This window comes from Gemmatimonadaceae bacterium, assembly GCA_020852815.1.
Taxonomy (GTDB): domain Bacteria; phylum Gemmatimonadota; class Gemmatimonadetes; order Gemmatimonadales; family Gemmatimonadaceae; genus SCN-70-22.
Genome location: JADZAN010000024.1, coordinates 272,135 through 295,611, shown reverse-complemented (window position 1 = coordinate 295,611; position 23,477 = coordinate 272,135). Strand labels below are relative to the sequence as shown.

General features: G+C 69.2%; 15 protein-coding genes. 7 read left to right on the top strand and 8 right to left on the bottom strand.

The annotated features are described in order from the left end of the window. Window positions 1-37: 37 nt before the first annotated feature. Window positions 38-1,597: a serine hydrolase gene (locus tag IT359_14480; GenBank protein ID MCC6930188.1), complete on the bottom strand. Its 1,560-nt coding sequence runs from the start codon at window positions 1,595-1,597 to the stop codon at window positions 38-40. 266 nt (window positions 1,598-1,863) lie between these two features. Here IT359_14480 and IT359_14475 point away from each other — a divergent pair, with 266 nt between their 5' ends. Beyond that, entirely contained in the window at window positions 1,864-2,838 is a 975-nt protein-coding gene (locus IT359_14475) for an aldo/keto reductase (protein ID MCC6930187.1), read from the top strand. 39 nt (window positions 2,839-2,877) lie between these two features. Here IT359_14475 and IT359_14470 read toward each other — a convergent pair whose 3' ends face one another. Further along, entirely contained in the window at window positions 2,878-4,164 is a 1,287-nt protein-coding gene (locus IT359_14470; protein ID MCC6930186.1) for a dicarboxylate/amino acid:cation symporter, read from the bottom strand. Between the two features lie 314 nt (window positions 4,165-4,478). On the opposite strand from IT359_14470, the gene IT359_14465 reads away from it, so the two are divergent. Then, window positions 4,479-5,603, top strand: a complete 1,125-nt coding sequence (locus tag IT359_14465; protein ID MCC6930185.1) for a ketoacyl-ACP synthase III — start codon at window positions 4,479-4,481, stop codon at window positions 5,601-5,603. A 28-nt stretch (window positions 5,604-5,631) separates the two neighbouring features. Here the strand turns inward: IT359_14465 and IT359_14460 are convergent, their stop codons facing one another. Continuing rightward, window positions 5,632-6,873, bottom strand: coding sequence for a DUF1343 domain-containing protein (locus IT359_14460; protein ID MCC6930184.1), 1,242 nt, complete (start codon window positions 6,871-6,873; stop codon window positions 5,632-5,634). 145 nt (window positions 6,874-7,018) lie between these two features. On the opposite strand from IT359_14460, the gene IT359_14455 reads away from it, so the two are divergent. Both IT359_14455 and IT359_14450 read left to right on the top strand, forming a co-directional pair. Next, window positions 7,019-7,618: a nuclear transport factor 2 family protein gene (locus IT359_14455; GenBank protein MCC6930183.1), complete on the top strand. Its 600-nt coding sequence runs from the start codon at window positions 7,019-7,021 to the stop codon at window positions 7,616-7,618. Window positions 7,619-7,651: 33 nt separating this feature from the next. Continuing rightward, window positions 7,652-8,836, top strand: a complete 1,185-nt coding sequence (locus tag IT359_14450; GenBank protein ID MCC6930182.1) for a patatin-like phospholipase family protein — start codon at window positions 7,652-7,654, stop codon at window positions 8,834-8,836. A gap of 133 nt (window positions 8,837-8,969) precedes the next feature. On the opposite strand, the gene IT359_14445 is transcribed toward IT359_14450, so the two are convergent. The 3 genes from IT359_14445 to IT359_14435 all read right to left on the bottom strand — a co-directional run bounded on the left by IT359_14445 (window position 8,970) and on the right by IT359_14435 (window position 11,713). Next, a complete protein-coding gene (locus tag IT359_14445) occupies window positions 8,970-9,491 on the bottom strand; it encodes a cytochrome c (GenBank protein MCC6930181.1) in 522 nt (173 codons plus the stop codon). 150 nt (window positions 9,492-9,641) lie between these two features. Then, on the bottom strand, window positions 9,642-10,166 hold the full coding sequence (locus IT359_14440; GenBank protein MCC6930180.1) for a hypothetical protein: 525 nt from the start codon (window positions 10,164-10,166) through the stop codon (window positions 9,642-9,644). A gap of 71 nt (window positions 10,167-10,237) precedes the next feature. After that, entirely contained in the window at window positions 10,238-11,713 is a 1,476-nt protein-coding gene (locus IT359_14435) for a M20/M25/M40 family metallo-hydrolase (GenBank protein MCC6930179.1), read from the bottom strand. A gap of 42 nt (window positions 11,714-11,755) precedes the next feature. On the opposite strand from IT359_14435, the gene tkt reads away from it, so the two are divergent. After that, the gene (gene tkt, locus IT359_14430) at window positions 11,756-13,903 is read left to right on the top strand and encodes a transketolase (protein ID MCC6930178.1); all 2,148 of its coding nucleotides are present in this window, start codon (window positions 11,756-11,758) and stop codon (window positions 13,901-13,903) included. A gap of 1,594 nt (window positions 13,904-15,497) precedes the next feature. On the opposite strand, the gene IT359_14425 is transcribed toward tkt, so the two are convergent. Next, a complete protein-coding gene (locus tag IT359_14425) occupies window positions 15,498-17,042 on the bottom strand; it encodes a hypothetical protein (GenBank protein ID MCC6930177.1) in 1,545 nt (514 codons plus the stop codon). A gap of 341 nt (window positions 17,043-17,383) precedes the next feature. Here IT359_14425 and IT359_14420 point away from each other — a divergent pair, with 341 nt between their 5' ends. Next, on the top strand, window positions 17,384-17,743 hold the full coding sequence (locus IT359_14420; protein MCC6930176.1) for a PQQ-binding-like beta-propeller repeat protein: 360 nt from the start codon (window positions 17,384-17,386) through the stop codon (window positions 17,741-17,743). A gap of 78 nt (window positions 17,744-17,821) precedes the next feature. Beyond that, window positions 17,822-19,396 carry a DUF853 family protein gene (locus tag IT359_14415; protein MCC6930175.1) on the top strand — a complete coding sequence of 525 codons (1,575 nt, stop codon included), beginning with the start codon at window positions 17,822-17,824 and terminating at the stop codon, window positions 19,394-19,396. Window positions 19,397-19,411: 15 nt separating this feature from the next. On the opposite strand, the gene IT359_14410 is transcribed toward IT359_14415, so the two are convergent. After that, complete coding sequence (locus IT359_14410; protein ID MCC6930174.1) at window positions 19,412-23,440, bottom strand: AAA family ATPase; 4,029 nt, start codon at window positions 23,438-23,440, stop codon at window positions 19,412-19,414. Between the last annotated feature and the right edge of the window lie 37 nt (window positions 23,441-23,477).

Genomic DNA, 23,477 nt, shown 5'->3' with positions numbered 1-23,477 from the left:
CGCCTTCCACATCGCGAGTCGCGGTGTTCGTCGTTCGCTACTTCGCCGAGCCCTGCGCCGGAACCGCTTCCATCAAGAGCCGGAGCGCATCTTTCAACGCCGCGTCACCGGTGCGGGAACCGCGATACTTTCCCAGGCGCACCACCACCAGGTCGCGATCGGGGACGATGATGGTGCTTTGCCCGCCGGCGCCGCGGAACGAGAAGGCGTCCTTCGGCATCGGGTCGCCGCCGTCGCCATTCACCCACATGAAGCCGCCGCCGTACACGGGGCGGCCATCGGCCAGCCACGCCGGCGCCACGCTCTTCACGTGGTCGACATACCCCTCGGGGAGGAGGCGCTCGCCATTCCACACGCCGTCCTGCACGTAGAGGTTCGCCAGCCGCGCCCAGTCGCGTGCCGGGAGGTACTCGGCCCCCTGCGTGAGGTTGTTGCCGTACGGATCGGTCATCAGCACGGCGTCGCGAATCCCGATCTTGTCGAAGAGGTTGCGCTGCGGCCAGGTGCGGTAGTCCTCGCCGCGCTTCTCGACGCCGAGTCGCACCAGATAGTTAGCCAGCACCGGGTCCGTGTTGCGATATCGTCCCACCGCGTTGGGACTCCACTGCTGCGGGCGGGTCGCCGCCCACTGGAAAGAGTTGCCCGCGCCCGTGTAGTACCAGAGATGGTCCGGATAGCCTAACGACGGATCATAGTCCGGGTCCTGCGGCGCCCGGATGCGGAGCCCGCTCGACATCCGCATGATGTCGACGATGCGGATTGCCTGTCGCGGATCGCCCGCCGACTGCCACTCGGGAATCGGCGCCGGCTGGTCGAGCGTGTATGTCCCCATCTGGATCAGGCGCGCCACCAGCGTCCCGGTGAGGCTCTTCCCCATCGACCAACTCTCGAGTGGCGTATGGATCCCGATCCCGGCGCCGTAGCGCTCGGCGATGATGCGCCCGCGATACGTGACGAGGAACGCCTCCGTCATCGCCGAGTCGGGCCCGAAGCCGGTGGCGAGCGCCTGCGCGACCTTGACCGAGTCGACGCCGGCGGGCCAGGGCGCAGGATCGACCTTGTCGCCCATCGGCCAGGGGGTGGTGGCGGCATCGGGAAGTTTGGGCTTCACCACCACCGGGGTGAAGAAGACGGAGTCCTTGTCCCGCGGGAGCGGGATGCACCCCTGGCTGCCATAGCGCTTGGCGCGCACCCAAACGCCGCTGGGGAGCTTGAGGCGCACCATCTGCTCCTTGCGGTCGATGACCGTGTCGGTGACGACCTTGCGATCCTCGAGCGGGCCGGTGAAGAAGCCGACGTTGGCCGCGGCGTCTGCCGGGTCGAGCCCGGTAATGAAGACCGCGGCGCAGAGTGTCGTGGCGAAGCCGGCAATCGCGTGCTCCTGCGCATCGCCCGGCGGCGCCTCCCACGTTCCGCCGGGGAGCTGCAGCGAATCGCCGCGGGCGATGAGTGCCTTCATCCGCTCGCTTCGCGCGCCCGCGGGGGTGGAGGCCGATTCCTTCCCGGATCCGGGTGAACAGGCTGCAGCGGCAAGGATGCCGACCGTCGAACACGTCGCCAGCAACCACGGGGCGCGGCGCAGGGGGGAGCTTCGCACGGGAAGGTGGGGGGAAGTGGGGGGAAGTGGTGCGAGAACGGCGAAAGGACAGCCCAGCGGGACGAGTCGTCGCGCCACGGGCGCCGCAGACAATGAACGCTGGACGGCGCGGGGGCAACCGGTACCTTCGCCTCGCGCGTCCCGAGCGCCGCGCGCGCCAGCGGATGTCCCGCGCGTGCCAGCGTGTGTTCTGGCGCGTGTCTGGCGCGCGCGTCGCACGATGTCAGCGCCGACGCATTGGTCGCGCCCGTTCTCGCTTCCCTGCCATGCCCGCACCCGACCGTTCTCACGGCGACCTGGTCGCCCCCTCATCCGCTCCGACGTCGCGCACGCACCCCGCGACGCTCCCACTCGCCGAGCTTGCAGCCAGCGGCGCGCGCCTCTCGCCGATCGTGGCCGGCGTGTGGCGCATGGCCGACTGGGGGATGGACGGCGCCGAGCGCCTGCGGTGGATCGAGCAGTGCCTCGACCACGGCGTCACCTCCTTCGACCACGCCGACATCTACGGCAGCTACACCGTGGAGTCGCTGTTTGGCGAGGCGCTGGCGCGCGCACCGGGGCTGCGCGACCGGATGCAGCTGGTGACCAAGTGCGGCATCAAGCTCACGTCGCCGAATCGTCCGGCGCACGCCATCAAGTCATACGACACGTCGGCGGCGCACCTGATTGCCTCGGTGGAGGAGTCGCTGCGCGCGCTGCGCACCGATCGCATCGACCTGCTCCTCCTGCATCGCCCCGACCTCCTGATGGACCCCGACGAGGTGGCCGACGCTTTCCGTCGGCTGCAATCGGCGGGAAAGGTGCTCCACCTTGGTACATCCAACCACACGCCGTCGCAGTTCGCGCTCCTGGCCCGGCGCGTCGCGCTCTCCACCAACCAAGTGGAGCTGTCGCCGTTGCAACTGGAGGTGCTCGACGACGGGACACTCGACCAGGCGACCGACCTGCGCGTGCGCCCGATGATCTGGTCGCCACTGGCCGGGGGACGCATCTTCACCGATACCGACGAGCGAAGCGATCGCGTGCGCCGCACGCTGGGGGAGGTGGGCGCTCGCCACGGCGTATCGGCAGCGACGACGGCCTACGCCTGGATCCTGCGCCTCCCGGCGCGCCCCGTCCCCATCACCGGCACTCGGCGCTTAGGTGCGCTGCGCGAGGCGATCGCCGCGCTCGACGTGACGCTCACGCGCGAGGAATGGTACGAGATCTGGCGCGCCGGCGCGGGTCGAGAGGTTGCGTAGCCACGGATTGGCGCCAGCGTCGTGGCCACGCCGTGCCGCCTAACCAGTCGCGGCACCGCCCTCGTCCACCGCGTCGCCATCCGTCAGCCGCGCCACCAGCGTCGTCGCCGCCACGTCGCCCGTCACGTTCACCACCGTTGCGAACATGTCGGGGATCAGGTCGACGGCAATGAGCACACCCACCCCCTCGGCGGGGAGGCCGATCGCGGTGAGGAGCGGGGTCAGGACGAGGAAGGCACCGCGCGGCACCCCCGGCGCGGCGAACGAGAGGAAGATCGCCGCCACCGCCACGATCGACAGCTCGCGCGCCCCGATCGGGACGCCATACACGCGCGACACGAAGAGCACTCCTGCCACCCACGCGATCCCCGCCGCCGGCTTGAACACCGAGACGGCCAGCGGGAGGACGAAGCCGCTCACGCGAGGCGGGACGCCGAGTGCGTCGGCGCTCGCCACCATCGCCGGGAGCGAGGCGATGGACGAGCTGCTGCTGATCCCGATCATCTGCGTGGGGAGGACGGCGCGGGCGAAGCGCGCGATCCCCGCGCCGCCGCCAGCCGCAACGACGGGATAGAAGAGCGCCGTGACGATCGTGGCCCCGATGGCGAACGAGGCAATGTACAGCCCCACCGCCCCCGCCAGCGCCCCGCCGCCGTGGACGGCCAGCGGCAGGACGAGCGCAAAGACCGCCACCGGCGCCAGGGCGATGATCCACCCCACCAGGCGCAACATCACCGCACCTAACGACTCGAAGAAGCGCACCAGCGGCTCCCGCACGCCGCTCGCGCTGTGCGCCGTGGCCAGCGCCACCAGGAAGGTGAAGACGACCAGCGACACCATGTTGCTGCTGGCGGCCGCCTCCACCGGGTTGGCGGGGATGAGCGTCGTGAACCACTCCACCACCCCCACCGGTGTCCCGCTCGCCTGGAGCTGCGTCGCCGCCTCCGCCGCCCCCGGCGGAAGCGGAATCGTCCCGGCGGGCCAGGGAAGGAGCGCGACGATGGCCGGCATGATCACTGCGGGCACGACGCTCCCCATCACAAGCAACGCCAGGAAGACGAGCAAGGTGCGGGCACCGAGCCGCCCCACCGCGCGCAGGTCCGAGACCGACGCCACCCCCGTGATGAGGAGCGAGACGACGAGCGGAATCACCGTCATCCGGATGGCGTTGACCCACAACGTCCCGATGGGCTGGATGGCCGTGGCCCAGCGCACCAACCGCTCGTTTCCCGAGGCGGCGATCGCGCTGCCTAACGCCATAGCGGCCATGAGGGCCGCCAGCACCACCACCCCGTCGCCGCCACGACGGCGCGCACGGGCCGTCATGGCCGCACGGGGGTGGTGTGCGGCTGCGGCGAGACCTTGGCGCCACCGCCAGCCGCGCGAAGCAGGGTGTGTGACACGGAGTATTGGCGAGGGAGAATGCAAACGCGGGCAACCGGCACAAAAGCTCACGATCGCGACCGGCGCCGGAATGTGACGACGCGCGATGGTGCGGGCCAGTCGCGCCGTTGCGAACGCTGTGTGCGCGGGACAGCTTCCCCGCGCGTTCCCCGACCCGCGGCCGGACTCGCCTCCGGCCCGCACCGCACTCTCCCCTTCCCCGCGCGCGCGCTGGCCGCGCGCCACCGAACGAGCCCATGACCTACGCCGCCATTACCGGTTGGGGAAAGTGCATGCCCCCGGCCGTCCTCTCCAACGCCGACCTCTCGACCTTTCTCGACACGTCGGACGAGTGGATCACGTCGCGCACGGGGATGAAGGAACGGCGCATCTCGCACGTCAGCGCCATCGAGATGTCGACCATCGCCGCGCAGCGCGCCCTTGCCTGCGCCGGCCTGACCGCCGCCGACATCGACCTGGTCATCTACGGCGGCGTCTCCAACGACGAACTGGTTCCCAACAGCGCCTCGGGGGTGCAGGTCGCGCTCGGCGCCACCAGGGCTGCGTCGATGGACATCAACACCGCCTGCACCTCGTTCTGCTACGGGCTTGCCACCGCCACCGGGATGATCCGCACCGGGATGGTGCGCAACGTGATCGTCATCGGTGTCGAGCTCATCTCGCGCTACATGGATTGGACCAACCGCAACGTTGCCGTCCTGTTCGGCGATGGCGCCGCCGCGGTGGTGTTGCAGCCGACGGATGAGGAGGAAGGGTTGCTCGGCAACGTGATGGGGTGCGACGCGGAGGCGCGCGCCTCGCTTCGCGTGCGCGGCTTTGGCTGCACCTATGCGGGGCGCGACATTTCCTTTGGCGACACCATCTGGGACTTCGACGGCCAGGTGATCTTCAAGCGCGCGGTGCACAACATGGCCGAGGCGTCGGTGCGCGTCCTCAAGGAGCGCGGGCTCCCGCCAGATGCGGTCGACATCGTCGTCCCGCACCAGGCCAACCTGCGCATCATCGAGGCGGTGGCCAAGTACGCCGGCGTCCCGATGGAGAAGGTCATGCTCACGGTGCAGAAATACGGGAACATGAGCGCCGCCACCGTCCCGGTTGCCCTGGTCGAGGCGCTCGAGGAAGGGCGCGTCCGGCCCGGCGCCAACATCCTCATCCCCGCCTTTGGTGGCGGGCTCACCTTCTGCGCGCAGTTGGTCAAGTGGGGAGAGCGCGTGACCCCGCTCGGCACTTCCGACGCCGAGCTCCCGCCGTGCACGCAGACGGCGTTGGAGATGGTCAATGCCGTGCGCCTGCACCAGGACCCGCACGGGCGCTCGGCGGCCGGGCTCATGGCACCCGAGTTCGCCGAGTCGCGTCGTTAGGCCCGTTGGGCGTCGTGCGGCTGCCGCGCTACCGGTAGAGCAGGTAGCGCTCGCGCGTGGTGCGAAAGGCATCGACCTCGCCGCGCCACGCGTCGGCGATCTCGCGCGGCGACTTGCCCGCGAGGAGCAACGCCTTGAGCCTGGGGGTGGCCACCAGGCGGTCGAGCGCCGCGTCGTTCCACACCAGGCGGTCGGCATGCAGCGTGTACACCGCCCATAGCAGCGCCACGCCGGTGCGATAGGGCTGGAACGTGTCGCGGTCGGTGACGTGCAGCCGCACGCCGCGCAGGCGTTCGCCCGCCAGCTCCGGCGGCCGTCCGTGGAACGGCTGCTGCTGCGGCGTGAACGCGACCGCCTCGAATCGCACCCCCGGCAGCTGCAATTCCTGCAGCATCGCCACGGTGCGAGCGTTGTCCAGCCACGGCGCCCCCACCTGCTCGAACGGACGGTCGGTGCCGCGCCCTTCGCTCACGTTCAGCGCCTCGAACAGGCACGTCCCCACGTAGGCCAGGAGCGACGACAGCGTGAGGAGGTTGGGCGACGGCTTGCGCCAAGGCAGCCCCGTCTCGTCGTACCACATCCCGCGCGTCCACCCCGTCATCGGGACCACGGTGAGCGAGGCCGTGCGCCCGCCGCGCAGGAGGCGCTCGCCGTTGTAGAGCATCGCCAACTCGCCCATCGTCATGCCGTGGACCACCGGGATGGGCGCGTACGACCCGAAACGGAAGCGCGCCGCCGTGTCGGTCACGAATCCCTCCACCGTGCGACCGGTGATGGGGTTGGGGCGGTCGAGCACGACCACGGCAATGCCCTGCTGCGCCGCCACCTCCATCACGAAACCCAGGATGTTCACATGCTCATAGAAGCGCGCCCCCACTTCCTGAATGTCGAAGACGATCACGTCGACGCCGGCCAGCGCCTCAGCCGTGGGGGCGTGGTGCTCACCGTACAGGTTGTACTTGGTGAGCCCGGTGCCACGATCGATCGCCACCTCGCCATCACGCACCGCCGAGTAGTCGTTGGAGCGGATGTCGTACTCCATCCCGAACAGGACCTTGAGCGTGGACTCGCGGTGGCGCGCCAGGGCATCGACCAGGTGCGTCCCGTCGGCCAGGCGCGCGCTGTGATTGGCGACCAGCGCCAGCGACTTGCCACGAATGAGGTGTGCGTACTCGGTGAAGAGCCGGTCGGCGCCGACGGTGACAGGCGCGGTGCGCGGTGCGGCCGCGGCGCCGAGCGAGAGGGCGAAGAGGAAGGCAGGGACGAGCACCCGTGATCGCTCCCGAGCGTTGGGGTGAGCAGTGAGAGTGGTGCAGCAACGTGAGAATACTGCCGCCGTCGCCTTGAATGCCATGCGATGTGGCGCGACGTTAGGGGGGCCGGTGTGATCGTCGATTCCCCCAACGCAGGTTCTCATGCGCTTACGCTCGCTTCGCTGCATCCGCTGGACCGTACGCCTGCACTCGCGCTCACTCGCGCGCGCCACGGCACGTGCCGTCGTGCACGCCACAGCGCCTGCTCTCGCCTGCGCAGTCGCTGCATCGGCGACGCTCGCCACTCCCGAGCGGCTTCACGCGCAGGGGGCGACACCCGACAAGGGGGCGCGCGACTCGGTGGTGGCCGTGGTGCAGGAGTTCTTCCGGTCCATGCACGACAACGATCCCGCCGCCGCCCAGCGCATCATGGTCGACAACGGCGCGTCATTCGCCACTCGGCTCTCCGGGGACTCGGCCATCATGCGAAGCGCCAGCTTTGCCTCGCACTTCGATCGCCTGCGCGCCGCCAAGGACACCGTCCTCGAGCGCATGTGGGACCCCACGGTGCACGTGCATGGGTCGGTCGCCGTGGTGTGGACGCCGTACGACCTGTTCGTCAACGGCCGCTTTTCGCACTGCGGCATCGACGCCTTCACGCTCGTGCGCGCGGGGCGCACCTGGAAGGTCGCGTCGGTGTCGTACACGGTGGAACCCGCGGGGTGCAAGCCGTCACCGCTCGGACCTCCCGCCTCGCGTTAGGGTACGCGAGCGCGCCCCCTCCTCCCTCCCCGCATGCTCCGCCACATCGTCATTCGTAACGTGCGCGCACTCTTCCTCGCACTGAGCGTGGGCGCGTGCGCCACCGTGCATCGCCCCGCGGCCACCGTGGCGTCGCTGGAGGCGGACGCGCGCGCCCTGCGGCAGGTGGAAGAGGCGACGACCGATTCGATCGTCGAGCGCCTGGCGCGCCGCGCGTTGGCGCGCGGAGACCGCACCGTCGATGTCCTCCTCCTGTCGGGGGGCGGACAGAACGGCGCGTATGGTGCCGGCTTCCTGCGCGGGTGGAAGGGGCGCGCCGACGCCCCCATGCCGACGTTCGACCTGGTCACCGGCGTCTCGACGGGGGCGCTGCAGGCGCCGTTCGCCTTCCTCGGCACCGCGACGGCGCTCGATACGTTGTCGGCGCTGTATCGACGTGCCGCGGAGAGCATCGCCCCCACCATCGACTGGTTCTCCTGGTTGCGGCGCAGCGGTGGCCTGGTCAGGACCGACCGCCTGCAACGCACCATGGCGCAGGTCTACGACTCGACCATGCAGGTGCAACTGCGCGACGCCTTCCGCGACGGACGGCAGCTCGCCATCGGCACCACCGACTTCGATCTCGCCGTGGGCCATACGTGGGATGTTGCCGCCGAGCTTGCGCCAGGGGCGTCAGCGCTCCCGCGCCTGCGCCAGCTCCTTCTCACGTCGTCGTCGCTTCCCGGCGTCTTTCCGCCGCAGGTGATCGATGGGCACGTCCATGCCGATGGCGGCATGACGGCGAACCTTCTCCCCGTGCTCTCGCTGGCGCAGTTCGAGCGGCTCGCCGCCGCCGCGCGGCGGTTGGGGTTCAAGGAGCCGCTCACGGTGCGGGTGTGGGCCATCATGAACCTCTGGACGCAGGCGCCGGTCGAGGTGATGTCGCCCGCCAGCCGCAAGGCGATGAACCAGCGGGCCACCATCCTCCTCTTCTGGGGGCAGCACCCGCTCCTGCTGCAGCAGCTGACGACGCTCGAGCGCGCGGTGAACGGCGGCGGCTCCGGGATCCGGATGGAGTTCCGCTACACGGCGATCCCGGCGGCCGTTGCCAACGATCCCGCCGCGATGAAGCTCTTCGATCGCGACTTCATGCATCGCCTGGAGCAGATGGGCTACGACCGCGCGCGCGGCTCGAATCCCTGGGAAGTGGCAGCGCCGTCGCCGTACGTGCGACCGTAGGAGGATCCACCGAATCAGCCGCCCGCCGAACGCGCGAGCACGCGCCGGCGAGCACCCCGCCACGCGAAACCGCCCCGCGAAGCCTGACGGCGTCGCGGGGCGGTGCGTTGTGTTTGTGCCAGCGACCCGAAGCTTACTTGAGCTTCGCCGCCTTCACTTCGTCGGGCGTCCACGGGGTGGTGCGCGACGTCGTCGCGGCACGAACCGCCGCCACCTGGTCGGCCGTCACGGCCGCCGCGGTGTTCCCCCACGAGGAGCGCTCGTAGGTGAGGATCGCCGCGATCTGCGCGTCGGAGAGCGACGCCCACGGCGCCATCACGTTGTTGTACTTCTGACCCTTGACCGTGATCTCGCCCTGCATGCCGTGCAGCACGATCGCGATGGCGATTTCCGGCTCACCGGTGAGCCATTCGGAGCCAGCGAGCGGCGGATAGAGGTTCGGAAGCCCTTCGCCGTTCTCCTGGTGACAGGTCTGGCAGACGAGGTACTCCGCCTTGCCATCGAGGCCAGCCGCCGGGGCCGCCGCGGGCGTCGCCGCAGGAGCTACGGCCGCCGCCGTGTCAGTGGTCGCCGCCTTCTCGCCGCCGCCGCCGCAGGCGGCCAGCGCGCCCAGCGCCAACAGGAGCGCCGGAGTCGTCAGTACAGAACGTCGCATGAAACTCTCGTCTTCTTGGGGTTACGTGGTGGGAGCGGGGAAAATACAACGCGCCCCCCCGCTGATGTACTGGTCAACGCCGCAACACCGAAAAAAGTGCGCTAACGTCGGGCTGCACGCTGCGCCTAGCCTGCGCTGTTCAACCAACGGTCACCGCACCACGCGGAAGGCGCGCTGCAGATACGCCATGTCGATCGTGCGCTTCGCGAACTCCGAGGAGTCAGCGCTGCGAGCGCCGAACGGGTTCGAGCGTGGAAGGCTGGCCACGTACACCACCCCCGGCCCGCGCTCGACCACCTCGCCGGGCGGCCCACCATCCCCTCCGGCGGCGCGCGCCCAGGCCGTGGAGTCGTAGACGTAGACGCCCAACAGTGCCTGTGGCCCGGCACTCGTGTCGCGCGGGAGGTACTGGAAGAGCGTCGAGGTGTGAATCCCCAGCGCGGCCAGTCGCGCCGCACCTTCCGCATCATCCACGACCCGCACCCGGTCATCCCAACTGGGCGGCGACGCAAGGCGCCACGACAGCGCGGGCATGGCGGTAGCGTGGCGGTCGACCGGGGAGGCCGCCGCCGAATCGGGGCGATCACCCTGCCCCGCCTCCTTCCGGCACGCCGCGGACGACGCAACCGCGACAACCACCAGCGCGCGAGCCGCCGCCCGTGTCCACATTCGCACGTCCATCCGCTCTTCCCTCCATCTGGCCGGTTCCAACTGCTGGTGCCCGCAACGGACGGGGCGCCATCTCGTCACATGCGCGTCGCGTCGCCGAGGAGCCCCTTCACCATCCGGTACCATAGCTCGCGCGACGCATTGAAGTTCTGGATCCCCACGCGCTCGTCGCGCCCATGGGCCCGGTCGTCGCCCTGCACGTACAGCGGGCCCGAAACGCCGTACACGGGAACGTTGAGGTTGCGCAGGTACAGTCCGTCGGTCGCCCCGTTCTCCATGATCGGAATGGTCACGGCCCTCGGCCACATTTCGGCTGCGGTGCGCTCCACCACGCCCATCACGTCGGGACGCAGCGGCGAGGCGGGGCTCGGCACACTCCCCAGGGCGAGTGTCACGTGAACCGCCGTATCGGCCACCACGCGCTGCAGCGTGGCTTGAACCTGTTGGGCGCTCACGCCGGGAAAGATGCGACAGTTCACCGTTGCCGTCGCCTTCTGAGGGAGGGCGTTCTCGGCGTGCCCGCCGCTGAGCATCGTCGCCACGCACGTTGTGCGCAGGTTGCCGTTGAGCGCGGGATCGCGGAACGCGCGTTCGACCGCGGGACCGCGCGTTGCTCCGCCGGCCAGCGCCCGCAGGTCGGCCGCCATCTGCCCCGATTCCACCGTGGCGCTGCGCGCGAACGACGCGCGCGTCACCTCGTTGTACATCACCGGGAAGCGATACGTCTCGAGCCGTGCGAGTGCGCGCGCCAGGGTGTAGATCGCGTTGTCCGGGCGCGGGATGGAGGAGTGCCCGCCGCGATTGGTGACATCGAGCGTGTACGTCTGGTAGAGCTTCTCCGACGACTGGATGAAGAAGCGCGGGCGGTTCTTCCCATCCCCCTCCTTGAGCCCGCCGGCGTCGGTGTTGAGCGCGTACTCGGCGTCCTTGAGGCGTGGGATGTTGGTGAGGAGCCAGTGGATCCCCGCTTCCTGGCTCGTTTCCTCGTCGGTGGTGAGGATGGCGATGACGTCGCGTGACGGGACGAACCCTTCGCGCTTCCATCGGATCATGTTGGCGATGATGATCGCCGCGCCGCCCTTGTTGTCGGTCGTCCCGCGCCCGTAGTAGTAGCCGTCGCGCTCGTTGAGGGTGAACGGGTCCATCGTCCAGTCGGTGCGCAGCGCCTCGACGACATCGACGTGGGCCATGAGGAGCACGGGCTTGGCACTGGGGTCGCGCCCGCGCAGCGTGGCCACGAGGTTCAGGTGCGTCGCGTCGGGCCCCGCCAGCTGCACATCCCCCTCGGCGAACCCGGCGGCACGCAGGCGGGCCGCCATGCCCTGCGTGGCGCGGCTCATCTGGGCGCCACTCGCCGTGCTGTTGATCGCGATGAGTTCGCGCAGGAGGTCGCGGGCGAGCGAGTCGTGCGCCGTCATCGCGGGCGGCGCTGCCTGCGGCGCGGATTGCGCGTGTGCGGCGGTCGCCGTGACGGCGGCGGCGCTGGCGGCGCTGGCGGCGCGAAGCACGACGGTGATGACGGCGGCGAGCGGCCGGGGCCGGGTCGAGGACATGGGGAAGCGGCGCAGGCGACGAGAAAACGCGGTGCGGGCACGATGACCGACAACCTATCCCAATGTGACCATGGCGGCACCACGCGCGGAGGAAGCGTCACCGGATTGGACGCGATACCTTTCCCGCGCTCGTCACGTCGTCACCCCCTTCGAATCCGCCAGGAGTCCCCCGTGTCCGCACCGGCCGACGCGTCCACGCTCGACGCGCTGTGCATCAATACGATCCGTACGTTGTCGATGGACGCCGTGCAGAAGGCCGAGAGTGGCCATCCCGGCGCCCCGATGGGGCTCGCCCCGTTGGCCTACGCGCTCTACACGAAGTACATGCGGCACAACCCCGCCGACCCGGCGTGGCCCAACCGCGACCGCTTCGTGCTGTCCAACGGCCACGCGTCGATGCTCCTCTACTCGGCGCTGCACCTGTCCGGTTACGACCTCTCGCTCGACGAGATCAGGAACTTCCGGCAGTGGGGGAGCAAGACGCCCGGGCACCCCGAGTACGGTCACACGCCTGGGGTGGAGTCGACGACCGGTCCGCTGGGCCAGGGGTTGGCGATGGCGGTTGGGATGGCCGCCGCCGAGGCGCACCTCGCCGCGACGTTCAACCGCGACGCTCACGCGATCGTCGATCACTTCACCTACTTCATTGCCGGCGACGGTTGCCTGATGGAGGGGATCTCGCACGAGGCCGCGTCGTTTGCCGGGCACTTCCAGCTGGGGAAGCTGATTGGCTTCTACGACGACAACGGGATTTCGATCGACGGCAAGGTGGGGATCACCTACAGCGATGATGCCGCCAAGCGTTTCGAGGCGTATGGGTGGCAGGTGCTGCGCATCGACGACGTGAACGACCTGGCGCAGATCGACGCGGCGATCGTGGCCGCCAAGGCCGACCGCACGCGTCCCACGCTCGTCATCACGAAGACGCACATCGGTTACGGCTCGCCCAACCGGCAGGACACGGCCAAGGCGCACGGCGAGCCATTGGGCGCGGCGGAGATTGCCCTCACCAAGGAGCGGCTCGGCTGGCCCGAGAGTGAGCCATTCACCATTCCGGCGGAGTCGCTGGCGCACTGGCGTCTCGCCGTGCCGCGCGGCGCCGAGGCGAACGACGCGTGGCGCAAGCAGGTCATTGCCTATGCCAAGGCGCACCCCGAGCTGGCCAAGGAGTTCGGGCGTCGCATGCAGGGTGAGCTTCCGGCCGCGTGGCAGCAGGCGCTCCCCGTCTTCACTCCCGAGAACGGGAACATCGCCAGCCGCAACGCCTCGGGGGTCGTGCTCAACGCGCTGGGCGCGAAGATCCCCGAGCTCATCGGCGGGTCGGCCGACCTCAGCGGCTCCAACATCACCGTCCTCAAGGACTCACCGCGCTTTGGCCCGGACGACTATGCTGGGCGCAACATCCATTTTGGGGTGCGCGAGTTCGGGATGGGGGCGATCATGAACGGGTTGGCGCTGCACGGCGGGGTGATCCCGTACGGCGGGACCTTCCTCGTTTTCGCCGACTACATGCGGGCGTCCATTCGCCTCGCGGCGCTGATGGGGTTGCGGGTGATCTACGTCTTCACGCACGATTCGATCGGCCTGGGCGAGGACGGCCCGACGCACCAGCCGGTGGAGCACCTCAGTTCACTGCGCTGCATTCCCAACGTGACGGTCATCCGTCCCGCCGACGCGGCGGAGACGGCCGAGGCGTGGCGCGCGGCGCTCCTCAACCGCAAGGGGCCGACGGCGCTCATTCTCACGCGCCAGAAGCTCCCGCTCATCGACCGTGCGGCGTTCAGCGCCGCGAGCGGTGTGGCGCAGGGGGCGTACGTCCTCGCCGATGCGGCTGACGGCGCTCCGGACGTGGTCCTGGTCGCCTCGGGCTCGGAGGTCGAGCTCGCGCTCCAGGCGCGCCAGGCGCTTGCTGCTGACGGGGTACAGGCGCGCGTGGTGAGCATGCCGAGCCAGGAGCTGTTCCAGCGGCAGCCCGCGGAGTACCAGGCGTCGGTGCTGCCGCCAGGCACAAAGCGCGTGGCCGTGGAGGCGGCGCATTCCATGTCGTGGCAGCGCTACGTGGGGCTCGACGGTGGCTTTGTCGGGATCGACACCTTTGGCGCGAGTGCGCCCTACCAGACGCTCTACGCCGAGTTCGGGATCACGGCGGCGCACGTGATCTCGGAGGCCAGGCGGGTGCTCGGGCGATAAGGCGCGGAGTGGTTGGGGCGCGGAGAAGACCAAAGATCTAAAGCGTGACACGGAGGTTCACGGAGGATTCACGGAGCGCGGGGTGGTTGGGGCGCGGAGAAAACCAAAGATCTAAAGCGTGACACGGAGGTTCACGGAGGTATCACGGAGGGGCACGGAGGAGGGTGGCGCGTCGCCGTATTCCGCCGTGCGCCTCCGTGATACCTCCGTGTCGAGCTTTTGTTGTTGTCGGCACTGGCGCCCGAGACGGGCGGTCGTGTGCGGGGCGAGGGCGAAGGGGTTCCCGCATTCGCTGGGAAGGGGGGCGGGGGGGGCGGGGGGCGGCGCGGCGATGCTTGATGCACCCCCGTGTTAGGGGAGGTTGCAGGTGCCGTTGCCCATGCAGGTGCCGTTGTCCTTGGTTTCCAGGATCAAAGGCGTTTAACACGGAGGTTTCACGGAGACACGGAGGGCACGGAGCAAAGCGGTACGAGGGTTTCCTCCGTGCCCTCCGGTCCTCCGTGTGTCCTCCGTGTCGAGCTGTGGTTGTTGCGGTCACTGGCGCCCGAGACGGGCGGTCGTGTGCGGGGCGAGGGCGAAGGGGTTCCCGCATTCGCTGGGAAGGTGGGCGGGGGGGGCGGGGGGCGGCGCGGCAATGCTTGATGCACCCCCGTGTTTGGGGAAGTTGCAGTTGCCGTTGCCCATGCAGGTGCCATTGTCCCTGGTTTCCAGGATCAAAGGCGTTTAACACGGAGGTTTCACGGAGACACGGAGGGCACGGAGCAAAGCGGTACGAGGGTTTCCTCCGTGCCCTCCGTGCCTCCGTGTGTCCTCCGTGTCGAGCTTTTGTTGTTGTCGGCACTGGCGCGAGAGACGGGCGGTCGTGTGCGGGGCGAGGGCGAATGGGTCCCAGCTTTCGCTGGGAAGGGGGGCCGGGGGGGGCTGGGAGGGTGGGCGGGGTGGCGGCCGGAGTCACTGGCGCGCTGCTCGTTAGGCGCTTGTCGGACAAGCGATCTAAAGCGTGCCACGGAGGATTCACGGAGTAGCACGGAGTAGCACGGAGGAGCGTGGCGCGTCGCCGTATTCCGCCGTGTGCCTCCGAAATACCTCCGTGGACCTCCGTGTCGAGCTTTGGTTGTTGCGGTCACCGGCGCCCGAGACGACCGGTCGCGTGCGAGGCGAGGACAAATGGGTCCCAGCTTTCGCTGGGAAGGTGGGCGGGGGGGCTGGGGGAGGTGGGGGCCTCTGGTTAGGCGCACGGACGGTTCGCGATCAAGCGCGTGACACGGAAGTTCACGGAGGGCGCACGGAGGCGCACGGAGGTCGGGGCGCGGAGAAGACCAAAGATCCAAAGCGCAACACGGAGGTTCCCGTAAGATTCGCGGAGGAGCGCAGAGGAGGGTGGCGCGTCGCCGTATTCCGCCGTGCTACTCCGTGATACCTCCGTGGACCTCCGTGTCGAGCTTTTGTTGTTGCAGTCACCGGCGCCGTAGACGAGCGGTCGCGTGCGAGGCAAGGGCGAATGGATCCCAGCTTTCGCTGGGAAGGAGGGTGTGGGGTCTGGGGGAGGTGGGCGGGGGGTGGTGGGCGGGGGGCAGGGAAGGTGGTCGTGCGCTCAGACCCAGCGCGGCGCGTCCGGCAGTGCCACGAGCGGCGCGCGGCCGGTCAGGGCGCCGTCCAGGTGCAACAGCGCCAGCCCCACGCCGGCGGAGCCCTGCATCAACCCCGTTTGGGCAACGAGAAGATCGGGGCGCACGCGATGCTCGTTCTGGATCCACTTGAGACCGTCGCCGTCGGCAGTCCCGCGTGACAGGGCATCGTCCATCACGCGGCGCGCGAAGGTGAGGTGGCGCGTGTCGCCCGTCATGGCGTGCATGGCGATGAAGAACTCGACGACGCCGCAGCTTCCGCAGCACTGCGAGATGTTGTTCCAGTAACCCGACCGGTCGGGGTGCACCTCGGGAACGCCGCTGTCGACGATGGCTTGCGCCAGCCTTGAAATGGTCGCGCGCCACCGCGAGTCGCCGGTCGACTCGGCCAGGCGATGATAGAGGCGCGCCGTCCCCGCAGGGCCGTGGCACCAGCTGAGGTAGAAGAGTTCCTCGCCCCCCGGCTCCGAGTGATGGATGCGGACGCCGTCGCCGGCGGTGCGCGTGGCGATGGCCGCGAGATAACGCTCGCCGGCCAGCGCCGCGTCGAGGAAGCGACGCTCCCTGGTCTCCTGGTACAGCGTCGCCAGCGTGTACGACACGCCGGCGGTTCCGTGCGAGAAGTTGGGATAGCGCCGCGGGACGCTACTCGAGATTCCCCACTTCACACCACCAAACTCGGGAATGGCGACTTCCATCAGCCGGTCGCCCGCGCGCGCGGCATCGCGGCGCCACCCATCCCATGCGCCGCCGTTGCGGTCCAGCCACGCAAGCGTGAGGAGGATCCCCGAGCTCCCCGAGATGATATCGGTCGACGGGTTCCACGCCGCCCCCGCGCTCACTGGCGCCAGCGTCTCGCGCAGAATGGCGACCGCGCGGTCACGCCCCGCGCGCAGCCGCGTATCGCCGGTGGCCCGCTGCGCCAGCTCGAGGACGTAGGCGACTCCCGCGACCCCCGTGTACAGCCCGTGCCCTTCCTCGCCTAACGTCGCCGCCGCGGCCGGGAGCGTCGCCGCCAGGTACAACGCCCCATCGCGCGCCGGCTCCAGCCACCGCCGGTCGCCGGTGGCCTGCGCCAGCTCGAGATAGAACAGGACGACGCCGGGACTCCCGCTGTACAGGTTGTCCTGCACGCTCTTGGCATCGCTGGGGTCGGCAGGCCAAGTGAGCCCTCGCGAGTCGCGCACCGCCGAGCGTGCGATCCATCGCTCCGCCTTGAGCGCGGCGTCGACGTAGGCACTGGCGCTCCGCGTCGCGGAAAGCGCGCGCCCAGGCGCCACACCGCTCGACAGCTCCCACGCACCATCGCGGAGCGACGGCAGTGCGAGCAACGCCGCCACCGCCCCGCCGCGTTCGAGGAGCGTGCGACGCGAGATCGGATCGGAGTTCGCGCCGCCGCATACGGCGCCGCCGGACTCGGCGCCGCCGGATGTGGCGTCACCAGACTTGGCGTCTCCGCCGGCCGGGGTGCCGGAACGTGCGTGGCGTGGCGGGAACGCATGGTCACACATGGGACCTCCAGGAATCGCGACGTGCTTGTGAACGGCTCGGCGGAACGTACCGCGCGCCGCGACACGTCGTCCAGCGCCGCGACACGCCAGCGACGCGGTCCCCGTAAAGTTCTTACGCGGTCCCCGCGAAGTTCTTACGCGGTCTTCGCAGCGCGCTGCAGCTCCTTCGCCGCGTCCTCGCCGCGTCCTCGCCGCGTCCTCGCCGCGTCCTCTCCCACGACACGTATCTCCCGCATCCGTACCGCCACAGGCTGGCGCGGTCGCCCTGCGGGGCACATTCTCCCGGCGTCAGTTTGCACCCGGGCAACTGCGCGATCGATCCCGTCACCGGAAAGCGTCCCATGGCCCGCAGGACCGAATCGCTGGTATACGTCGGCATCAAGGGACACGTCGTCGCCTTTCACAGGAAGACGGGCGCCGAGGTGTGGCGCACGCAACTCCCGGCCAAGTACAAGTCGTCGGCGTCATTCGTGAACGTGGTGCGCGACCTCGAAGGGCTCTTCGCCACGTGCGCCGGCGAACTCTTCGCGCTCGACGCGCGAAACGGCACCATTCTCTGGTCCGATCCCCTCAAGGGACTCGGCACCGGTCTCGTCACCCTCGTCACGGACCTGGGCGGCGCCTCGAGCACCCCGCTGCTTGCAGAATCCGAACGCCAGCAACAAACCACCACCGCCGCCGCCGCATCCGCCGCCGTGTAGCTTCCAGCACCGCCCTCTCGTCTTCTCGTCCCCAGCCTTCGCTGGGGCATGCCTCTCGTCTTCTCCCAAGAGAGTGTGATGTCCGCATTCGACTCCGCCAAACTCGTCTTCGCCGCCACCGGCGACGCCATCACCCTCGGCGCCGTGGTGCACGAGGGCACGTGCCAGCCCGAGCCCATCGTTCGCATCCCGTTGGCGATGATGAACCGGCATGGCCTCATTGCCGGTGCAACGGGGACGGGAAAGACTAAAACTCTGCAGCTGATCGCCGAGCAGCTGTCGAATGCCGGGGTCCCCGTCTTCATGGCGGACATCAAGGGGGACTTGTCGGGGGTGGGAGCCGCGGGCGAGGCGAACGACAAGGTCAACCAGCGTGCGGCCGACACCGGGTGCAAGTGGACGCCCACTTCCTTTCCGGTGGAGTTCCTGAGCCTCACTGGCGCCAAAGGGGCGCAGCTGCGGGCAACGGTCTCGTCGTTCGGGCCGCAGCTCCTGGCCAAGGTGCTGGACCTCAACGAGACGCAGACCAGCGTCCTCTCGCTCGTCTTCAAGTATTGCGACGACAAGGGACTCCTCCTCCTCGACCTCTCCGACCTGCGCAGCGTCCTGCAATACCTCACCGACGACGGGGCCGACGAGCTCAAGGCGTACGGCGGGATGTCGAAGCAGACCGTGGGCGTCCTCCTGCGCGAGATGGTCGAGCTGGAGCAGCAGGGGGCCGACAAGTTCTTCGGCGAACCGATGTTCGACCTGGACGACCTGATGCAGGTGGAGCGCGACGGGCGCGGGCTGGTGAGCATCCTCGAGCTGAGCGACGTGCAGAACAAGCCGGCGCTCTTCTCCACCTTCATGCTGTGGATGCTGGCAACGCTCTACAACGAACTCCCCGAGGTCGGCGACGTCGACCGTCCCAAGCTCGCCTTCTTCTTCGACGAGGCGCACCTTCTCTTCGACAGCGCCAGCAAGGCGTTGTTGGACCAGATCGAACAAGTGGTGCGGTTGATCCGCTCCAAGGGGGTCGGCGTCTACTTCATCACGCAGAGCCCGAAGGACATTCCCGACACCGTGCTCGCGCAGCTGGGCAACCGCGTGCAGCACGCGTTGCGCGCCTTCACCCCGGACGACGAGAAGGCGTTGCGCGCCGCCGCGCGCACCTTTCCCCGGACGGAGTTCTACGACGTGCAGGCGACGTTGACCTCGATGGGGATCGGCGAGGCCATGGTCGTGACGCTCTCTCCCAAGGGGACGCCGACGCCGCCCTTCGTGTCGCGCATGATCCCGCCCACGTCGCGCATGGGGCCGCTCACCGACGACGAGATGGCCCGCCGGCTGCAAACGCCGCAGGTGAAGAAGTACGCCTCGGCCATCGATCGCGAGAGCGCGCGCGAGGTCCTGCAGGCGCGCTACGCGGCGCAGCAGCAGGCGGAGGCGCAAGCGGAAGCCGACGCACCTGCGGCGCCTGCCGGCCGCGGGCGCGCCGCGTCGCAGGCGCCAGCCGACACCAGCGTGCTGGGGCAGGTGCTCAACTCGTCGGTGGGAAAGAGTGTCCTCCGCACCGCCGCCGTCGCCGTCACCGGCACGCTGGTGCGCGGCGTCCTGGGAGCGTTGCTCGGCGGGAGCAAGTCATCGCGCGGGACTACTCGCCGGCGTTAGGCGACGCAGCGACCATCACTGCCGCGCGAGCATATCGCCCCAGTTCACCGAACGGTCCAGGCCGCGTATCACGCGCAGCTCACCGACCAGCATCTCTGTGCGGAAGGCGTTGCCGTGGACGAAGAGGTGCGTCGGGCCAGCGTACTGATCGACGGGCGGCACGACCGCGAGCGGTCGCCCGTTGACGGCCACTGCGCATCGTCCGTCAGGGAGCCACTGGAGCACGAGATCGTACCACTCACCCGTCCGAAGCGATCGGTCGACGGCGACGAACACGGAGGCGCCCCCAACGTCAAGCAGCAACGAGTCGGCATACGTTGCACCTCGTCGCCCTCCCGGGTACCTCGCCCAGCAATGCGGCGCCCGGCCATCAATCCGACCACTGGCCCAGACGAAACCACGTTGGTGGTTCCAGGCGGCGAGTGACGTTGTGTCCACACCATCTTGCAGCGCTACCACCACCTCTTGCCACTGTTGCAGTCGAACCTTCGTCGCGAGGCGTACCCGCACGGCGAGTCCTTCCGCACGCTCGAACGGGACACGCGCATAGACACCGGAGCTGAAGCGCCCGTCGCCGCCAATGGCGAGAGCCTTCACCCCGCCACTCGTCACCACGCGCGACTTCGGCATACCGAACACTCGCCATCCGGTATCCCATCCACGTTCCCACCGCTCGCGCAGAATCGTCACCCCGGAGTTTGGGCGAACCTCGAACGTGCGGCGCGTCGAACGCCATCCGCCAACCGACGCGACGATGTCCACGCGGCCCGGCCGGCGCGCGTGGAGCACGCCGCTCGTGTCGATGCTGGCGATCGTCGTATCGGATGACGTGAACGTCAGCTCGCGCGCAGCGATCGTCGATCCGTCCACGCGCCGGGCGACTACCGTGAGCCGCGACGGAGTGCCGACGATGGCGATGGAGCCCTCGTTCCCGAACGTGATAGTCTCGATGTGTCTCCCGCGGCCGGGGCGGCCGGACCAGAACACGTGCCGTTCGTCCGACGTCTCCTTACCGAAGGCGGGGAGGCGCTGTGGAACCGCATGCGCGTGCACGGAAGCGATCGCACCGCCCAATGGCCCGAGCGCTGTCCCCGGTGTGACGCACGTGAGAAACGACGCATCTCGCGAGATGTTGAGCGGTCGACAAGCAAGGGTTCGCTCATGAATCGCTCCCGAGTCGAGTGCCAGCACCTTCATCCGCGGTAGCGAATCATCCGCCAGTCTCAGGATGAGGGAGTCGTTGCCTTGCCATGCCTCCAGATGCCAGTCGGTGCGCGGCGACAGGTTCCAGCACTTGCGATGGCTTCCGTCGACACGCACGGTGCAGACGCGCATCGACGTGCCGGCAACGTCGTCCGCGAGAAAGGCGATGCGCGAGCCGTCGGGACTCCAACGCGGCAAGAGCTCCGACACCGTGCTCGTGGACAGTCGCCGCACGACGCCGGTCGCAAGCTCGAGCACCGCGAGCGTGGGATGCTCGAGCGAATCCCAACGCGAAGTCACGAATGCCAGTGACCGTCCGTCGGGCGACCAGTCGGGGTGCACATCATCGCCGCGCGCCGCAGTGAGCCGGCGCGAACGCCCTTCCTTATCCACGGCGAACAAGTCGGTGACGCCACTATCGCCCACGGCGCGCACCACGATGTAGGGGAGGGAGTCTACGGGAGGCGGGAGGATCTCCTGTGCCTCCCTGAATGCGGAGTCCGCCATGCGAAGCGTGACCGCACGAAGCGTGAAGGAGGCGCCGCTCCCCGAGTCGGTGTCGAGCGAGACCCTGGCCATGGGATGCAGTCCCCGCTCGTTGAAGGCGGCCACGACGAAGTACGGCATCTCCTCGCGCGTCGCTTCGTCGCCCTGCGTCCGAATCGTGAGGGCGGCAACCGCCACGGAGATCAACAGGATCACTGTGAGGAATGCCTGCGCGCGCGCCGAGAACCCGACACGAACTCCGAAAGGAAGCGATGACGCCAGCTCCGACACCCGCGCGTCGTCGGGCACGGTGCTCAGCCATTCAGCGGCGATCGTCGAGATGCTTCGTCGATCGCGCCCGGACTTGCGCTGCCGGACGTACCGGACAAAGAGTGCCCGGTCACCGACCGTATCGCCCGCCAGGCGCAAATGCGTGCCGGCGCTCAACAGCGCCCGCCCGCCCGTCGATCCGGCGGCCAGGTCGTGACCGAGAAGATGGTGTAGTCGCAGTACTTCGGCGGGCGGCGACTGCGTCAACGCCTCCTCGGCGAACGTGTCGTGCGCGAGACGCCAGCTATCGTCGTCCTGCTGGACGATCCCCGCCTGGCCGAGTGCCAGCAACGAGGCGTGCAACTGGCTCCCCTGGACGCCGAACGCGCGCTCCAGCGTGCCAACGGTCGCGGGCTCACCGACCACCGCGAGCATGGCCAGTACCAGACGCTCGGGATCGCCGAGTGCGGACACTCGTTGCCGCAGCGGCGTCCCGGCATCGATGGTCGTCAGCAAGGCGTCGGGATGGCGCGTGACCCATCCACCCTCCTCGATGGAGAGAAGGCCACCTTCGCGCGTCAGCTGCAAGGTCTGCAGTACCGCGAGCGGCGAACCACCGGTGGCGCGGTGCAGGCGCGCCGGAAATGCCTCGGCCCACGACGCGGCGGGAAGCGTCGCGATGCTCACGAGGAGCTCGACCACGGCGGCCAGTGGCAGTCGCGCCAGCGCAAGGTGCCGGGCGTGCGGGAGGAACACGCCGCTCGACGACAACGAACGCTCGGCGACCACGAGCAGCACGCGTTCCTTGTCCAAACCGCCGATAGCGCCCGCGATCATGTGGCGAGAGTCCGCATCACACCAGTGCATGTCGTCCACGAGCAGCGCGAGCGGTCGATCCTCGACGACCGCTTGAACGAGGTCGCGCAATGCAATCATGCGCTGGCGCAACTCATCCGGCGCGTTGGACTCCGGCGCCGCGCGGTACACGCTCGAGAGCGAGGGATTGAGCCTCACGAGCGTGCGCGCCACCTCGACGCTCACGCCGCTCGCTCCCGGCAAGTGCGCGAGCGCCGCAACCAGGTCGCTGGCCAGGGCGCCGGGAATCTGCGCGGCACCCGCATTGGCGCGTACGCGCACGACGCGCGCGCGGGACGCGGAGAGTCGCACGCCGAGGTCGTGCAGGAGCCGGGACTTTCCGTTGCCGGCGGGCGCGGTGATGTGTGCGCACGAGGTGCGACCCGAGATCGCCTCGCCCCACGCGGCCAGAAGCCCCGCGAATTCTCGTTCACGACCCACCAGCGCCGCGCTGAGCCCGCGCGCCGCATCCGCACCTCGCGAATCCGGGAGGGCGCCCTTGCGAACCAGCGCCAGCACGGAGTTAGTCGCCGGTTCGGGCTCCAGATCCTCGGATCGCAGCCGGCGCTCGAGCGACTCCGCCTCGATCGCCGCGCCGAGGGCATCGCCTGAGGAGAGGAGCACGTCGAGAAGCACGCGCCAGGCCTGCTGGCTTTCGGGCGCGACGTCGCGCACGCGCCGAGCGAGCTGGCTCGCCTCGCGCGAACGGCCCTCCGCCATGAGTTGGTGGACGCGCGCATGCCCGCAGCGGACGAACGTCGAGCGAAGGCGGGCGCGTTCGAGGTCGAGCCACCGCTCGAACTCCACGGCACCCGGCGAGGCGAAGCCTGCCAGGAGGTCGCCCGTGTATCGCTCCGTCACGCCCTGATGATCGCCGGCCTCTGCGGCTGCGAGCAGTTCGTCACGGTCGAAGGCGAGCGGCGCGGTTAGCGCCAGAACCTCGCGCCCTTCGATCTGTAGGCGGTCGTCGAAACGACGCCGCAGCTGCCACAAGTGTTGACGCAGCGCGTGGCGTCCGGCCTCGATCTCTAGGTCCGACCAGAACATGTCGACCAGATGGTCACGCGACGCGCTTCGCCCCGGGAGCGAGGCGAGGTACGTCACCAACGCCAGTCCCTTCGACAGCTCGAGCGCCCGAGGCGGGCTATCGCGGCCCCCCTCCGACACCAGGATCGACTCACCCAGGGCCCTGAGGCGCAGTCGAACGCCGTCGGCGTTCGCGCCCGTCATAAGGTCGCGTGCATCCGGTATCCCACCGCCCGACTCC

What these genes read in the sequence shown, in the direction of transcription:
- IT359_14410 (MCC6930174.1), bottom strand. Translation starts at nt 23,440, where the DNA reads ATGACGGGCGCGAACGCCGACGGCGTTCGACTGCGCCTCAGGGCCCTG.
- IT359_14420 (MCC6930176.1), top strand. Translation starts at nt 17,384, where the DNA reads ATGGCCCGCAGGACCGAATCGCTGGTATACGTCGGCATCAAGGGACAC.
- tkt (MCC6930178.1), top strand. Translation starts at nt 11,756, where the DNA reads ATGACCGACAACCTATCCCAATGTGACCATGGCGGCACCACGCGCGGA.
- IT359_14445 (MCC6930181.1), bottom strand. Translation starts at nt 9,491, where the DNA reads ATGCGACGTTCTGTACTGACGACTCCGGCGCTCCTGTTGGCGCTGGGC.
- IT359_14450 (MCC6930182.1), top strand. Translation starts at nt 7,652, where the DNA reads ATGCTCCGCCACATCGTCATTCGTAACGTGCGCGCACTCTTCCTCGCA.
- IT359_14415 (MCC6930175.1), top strand. Translation starts at nt 17,822, where the DNA reads ATGTCCGCATTCGACTCCGCCAAACTCGTCTTCGCCGCCACCGGCGAC.
- IT359_14435 (MCC6930179.1), bottom strand. Translation starts at nt 11,713, where the DNA reads ATGTCCTCGACCCGGCCCCGGCCGCTCGCCGCCGTCATCACCGTCGTG.
- IT359_14455 (MCC6930183.1), top strand. Translation starts at nt 7,019, where the DNA reads ATGCGCTTACGCTCGCTTCGCTGCATCCGCTGGACCGTACGCCTGCAC.
- IT359_14465 (MCC6930185.1), top strand. Translation starts at nt 4,479, where the DNA reads ATGACCTACGCCGCCATTACCGGTTGGGGAAAGTGCATGCCCCCGGCC.
- IT359_14470 (MCC6930186.1), bottom strand. Translation starts at nt 4,164, where the DNA reads ATGACGGCCCGTGCGCGCCGTCGTGGCGGCGACGGGGTGGTGGTGCTG.
- IT359_14425 (MCC6930177.1), bottom strand. Translation starts at nt 17,042, where the DNA reads ATGTGTGACCATGCGTTCCCGCCACGCCACGCACGTTCCGGCACCCCG.
- IT359_14475 (MCC6930187.1), top strand. Translation starts at nt 1,864, where the DNA reads ATGCCCGCACCCGACCGTTCTCACGGCGACCTGGTCGCCCCCTCATCC.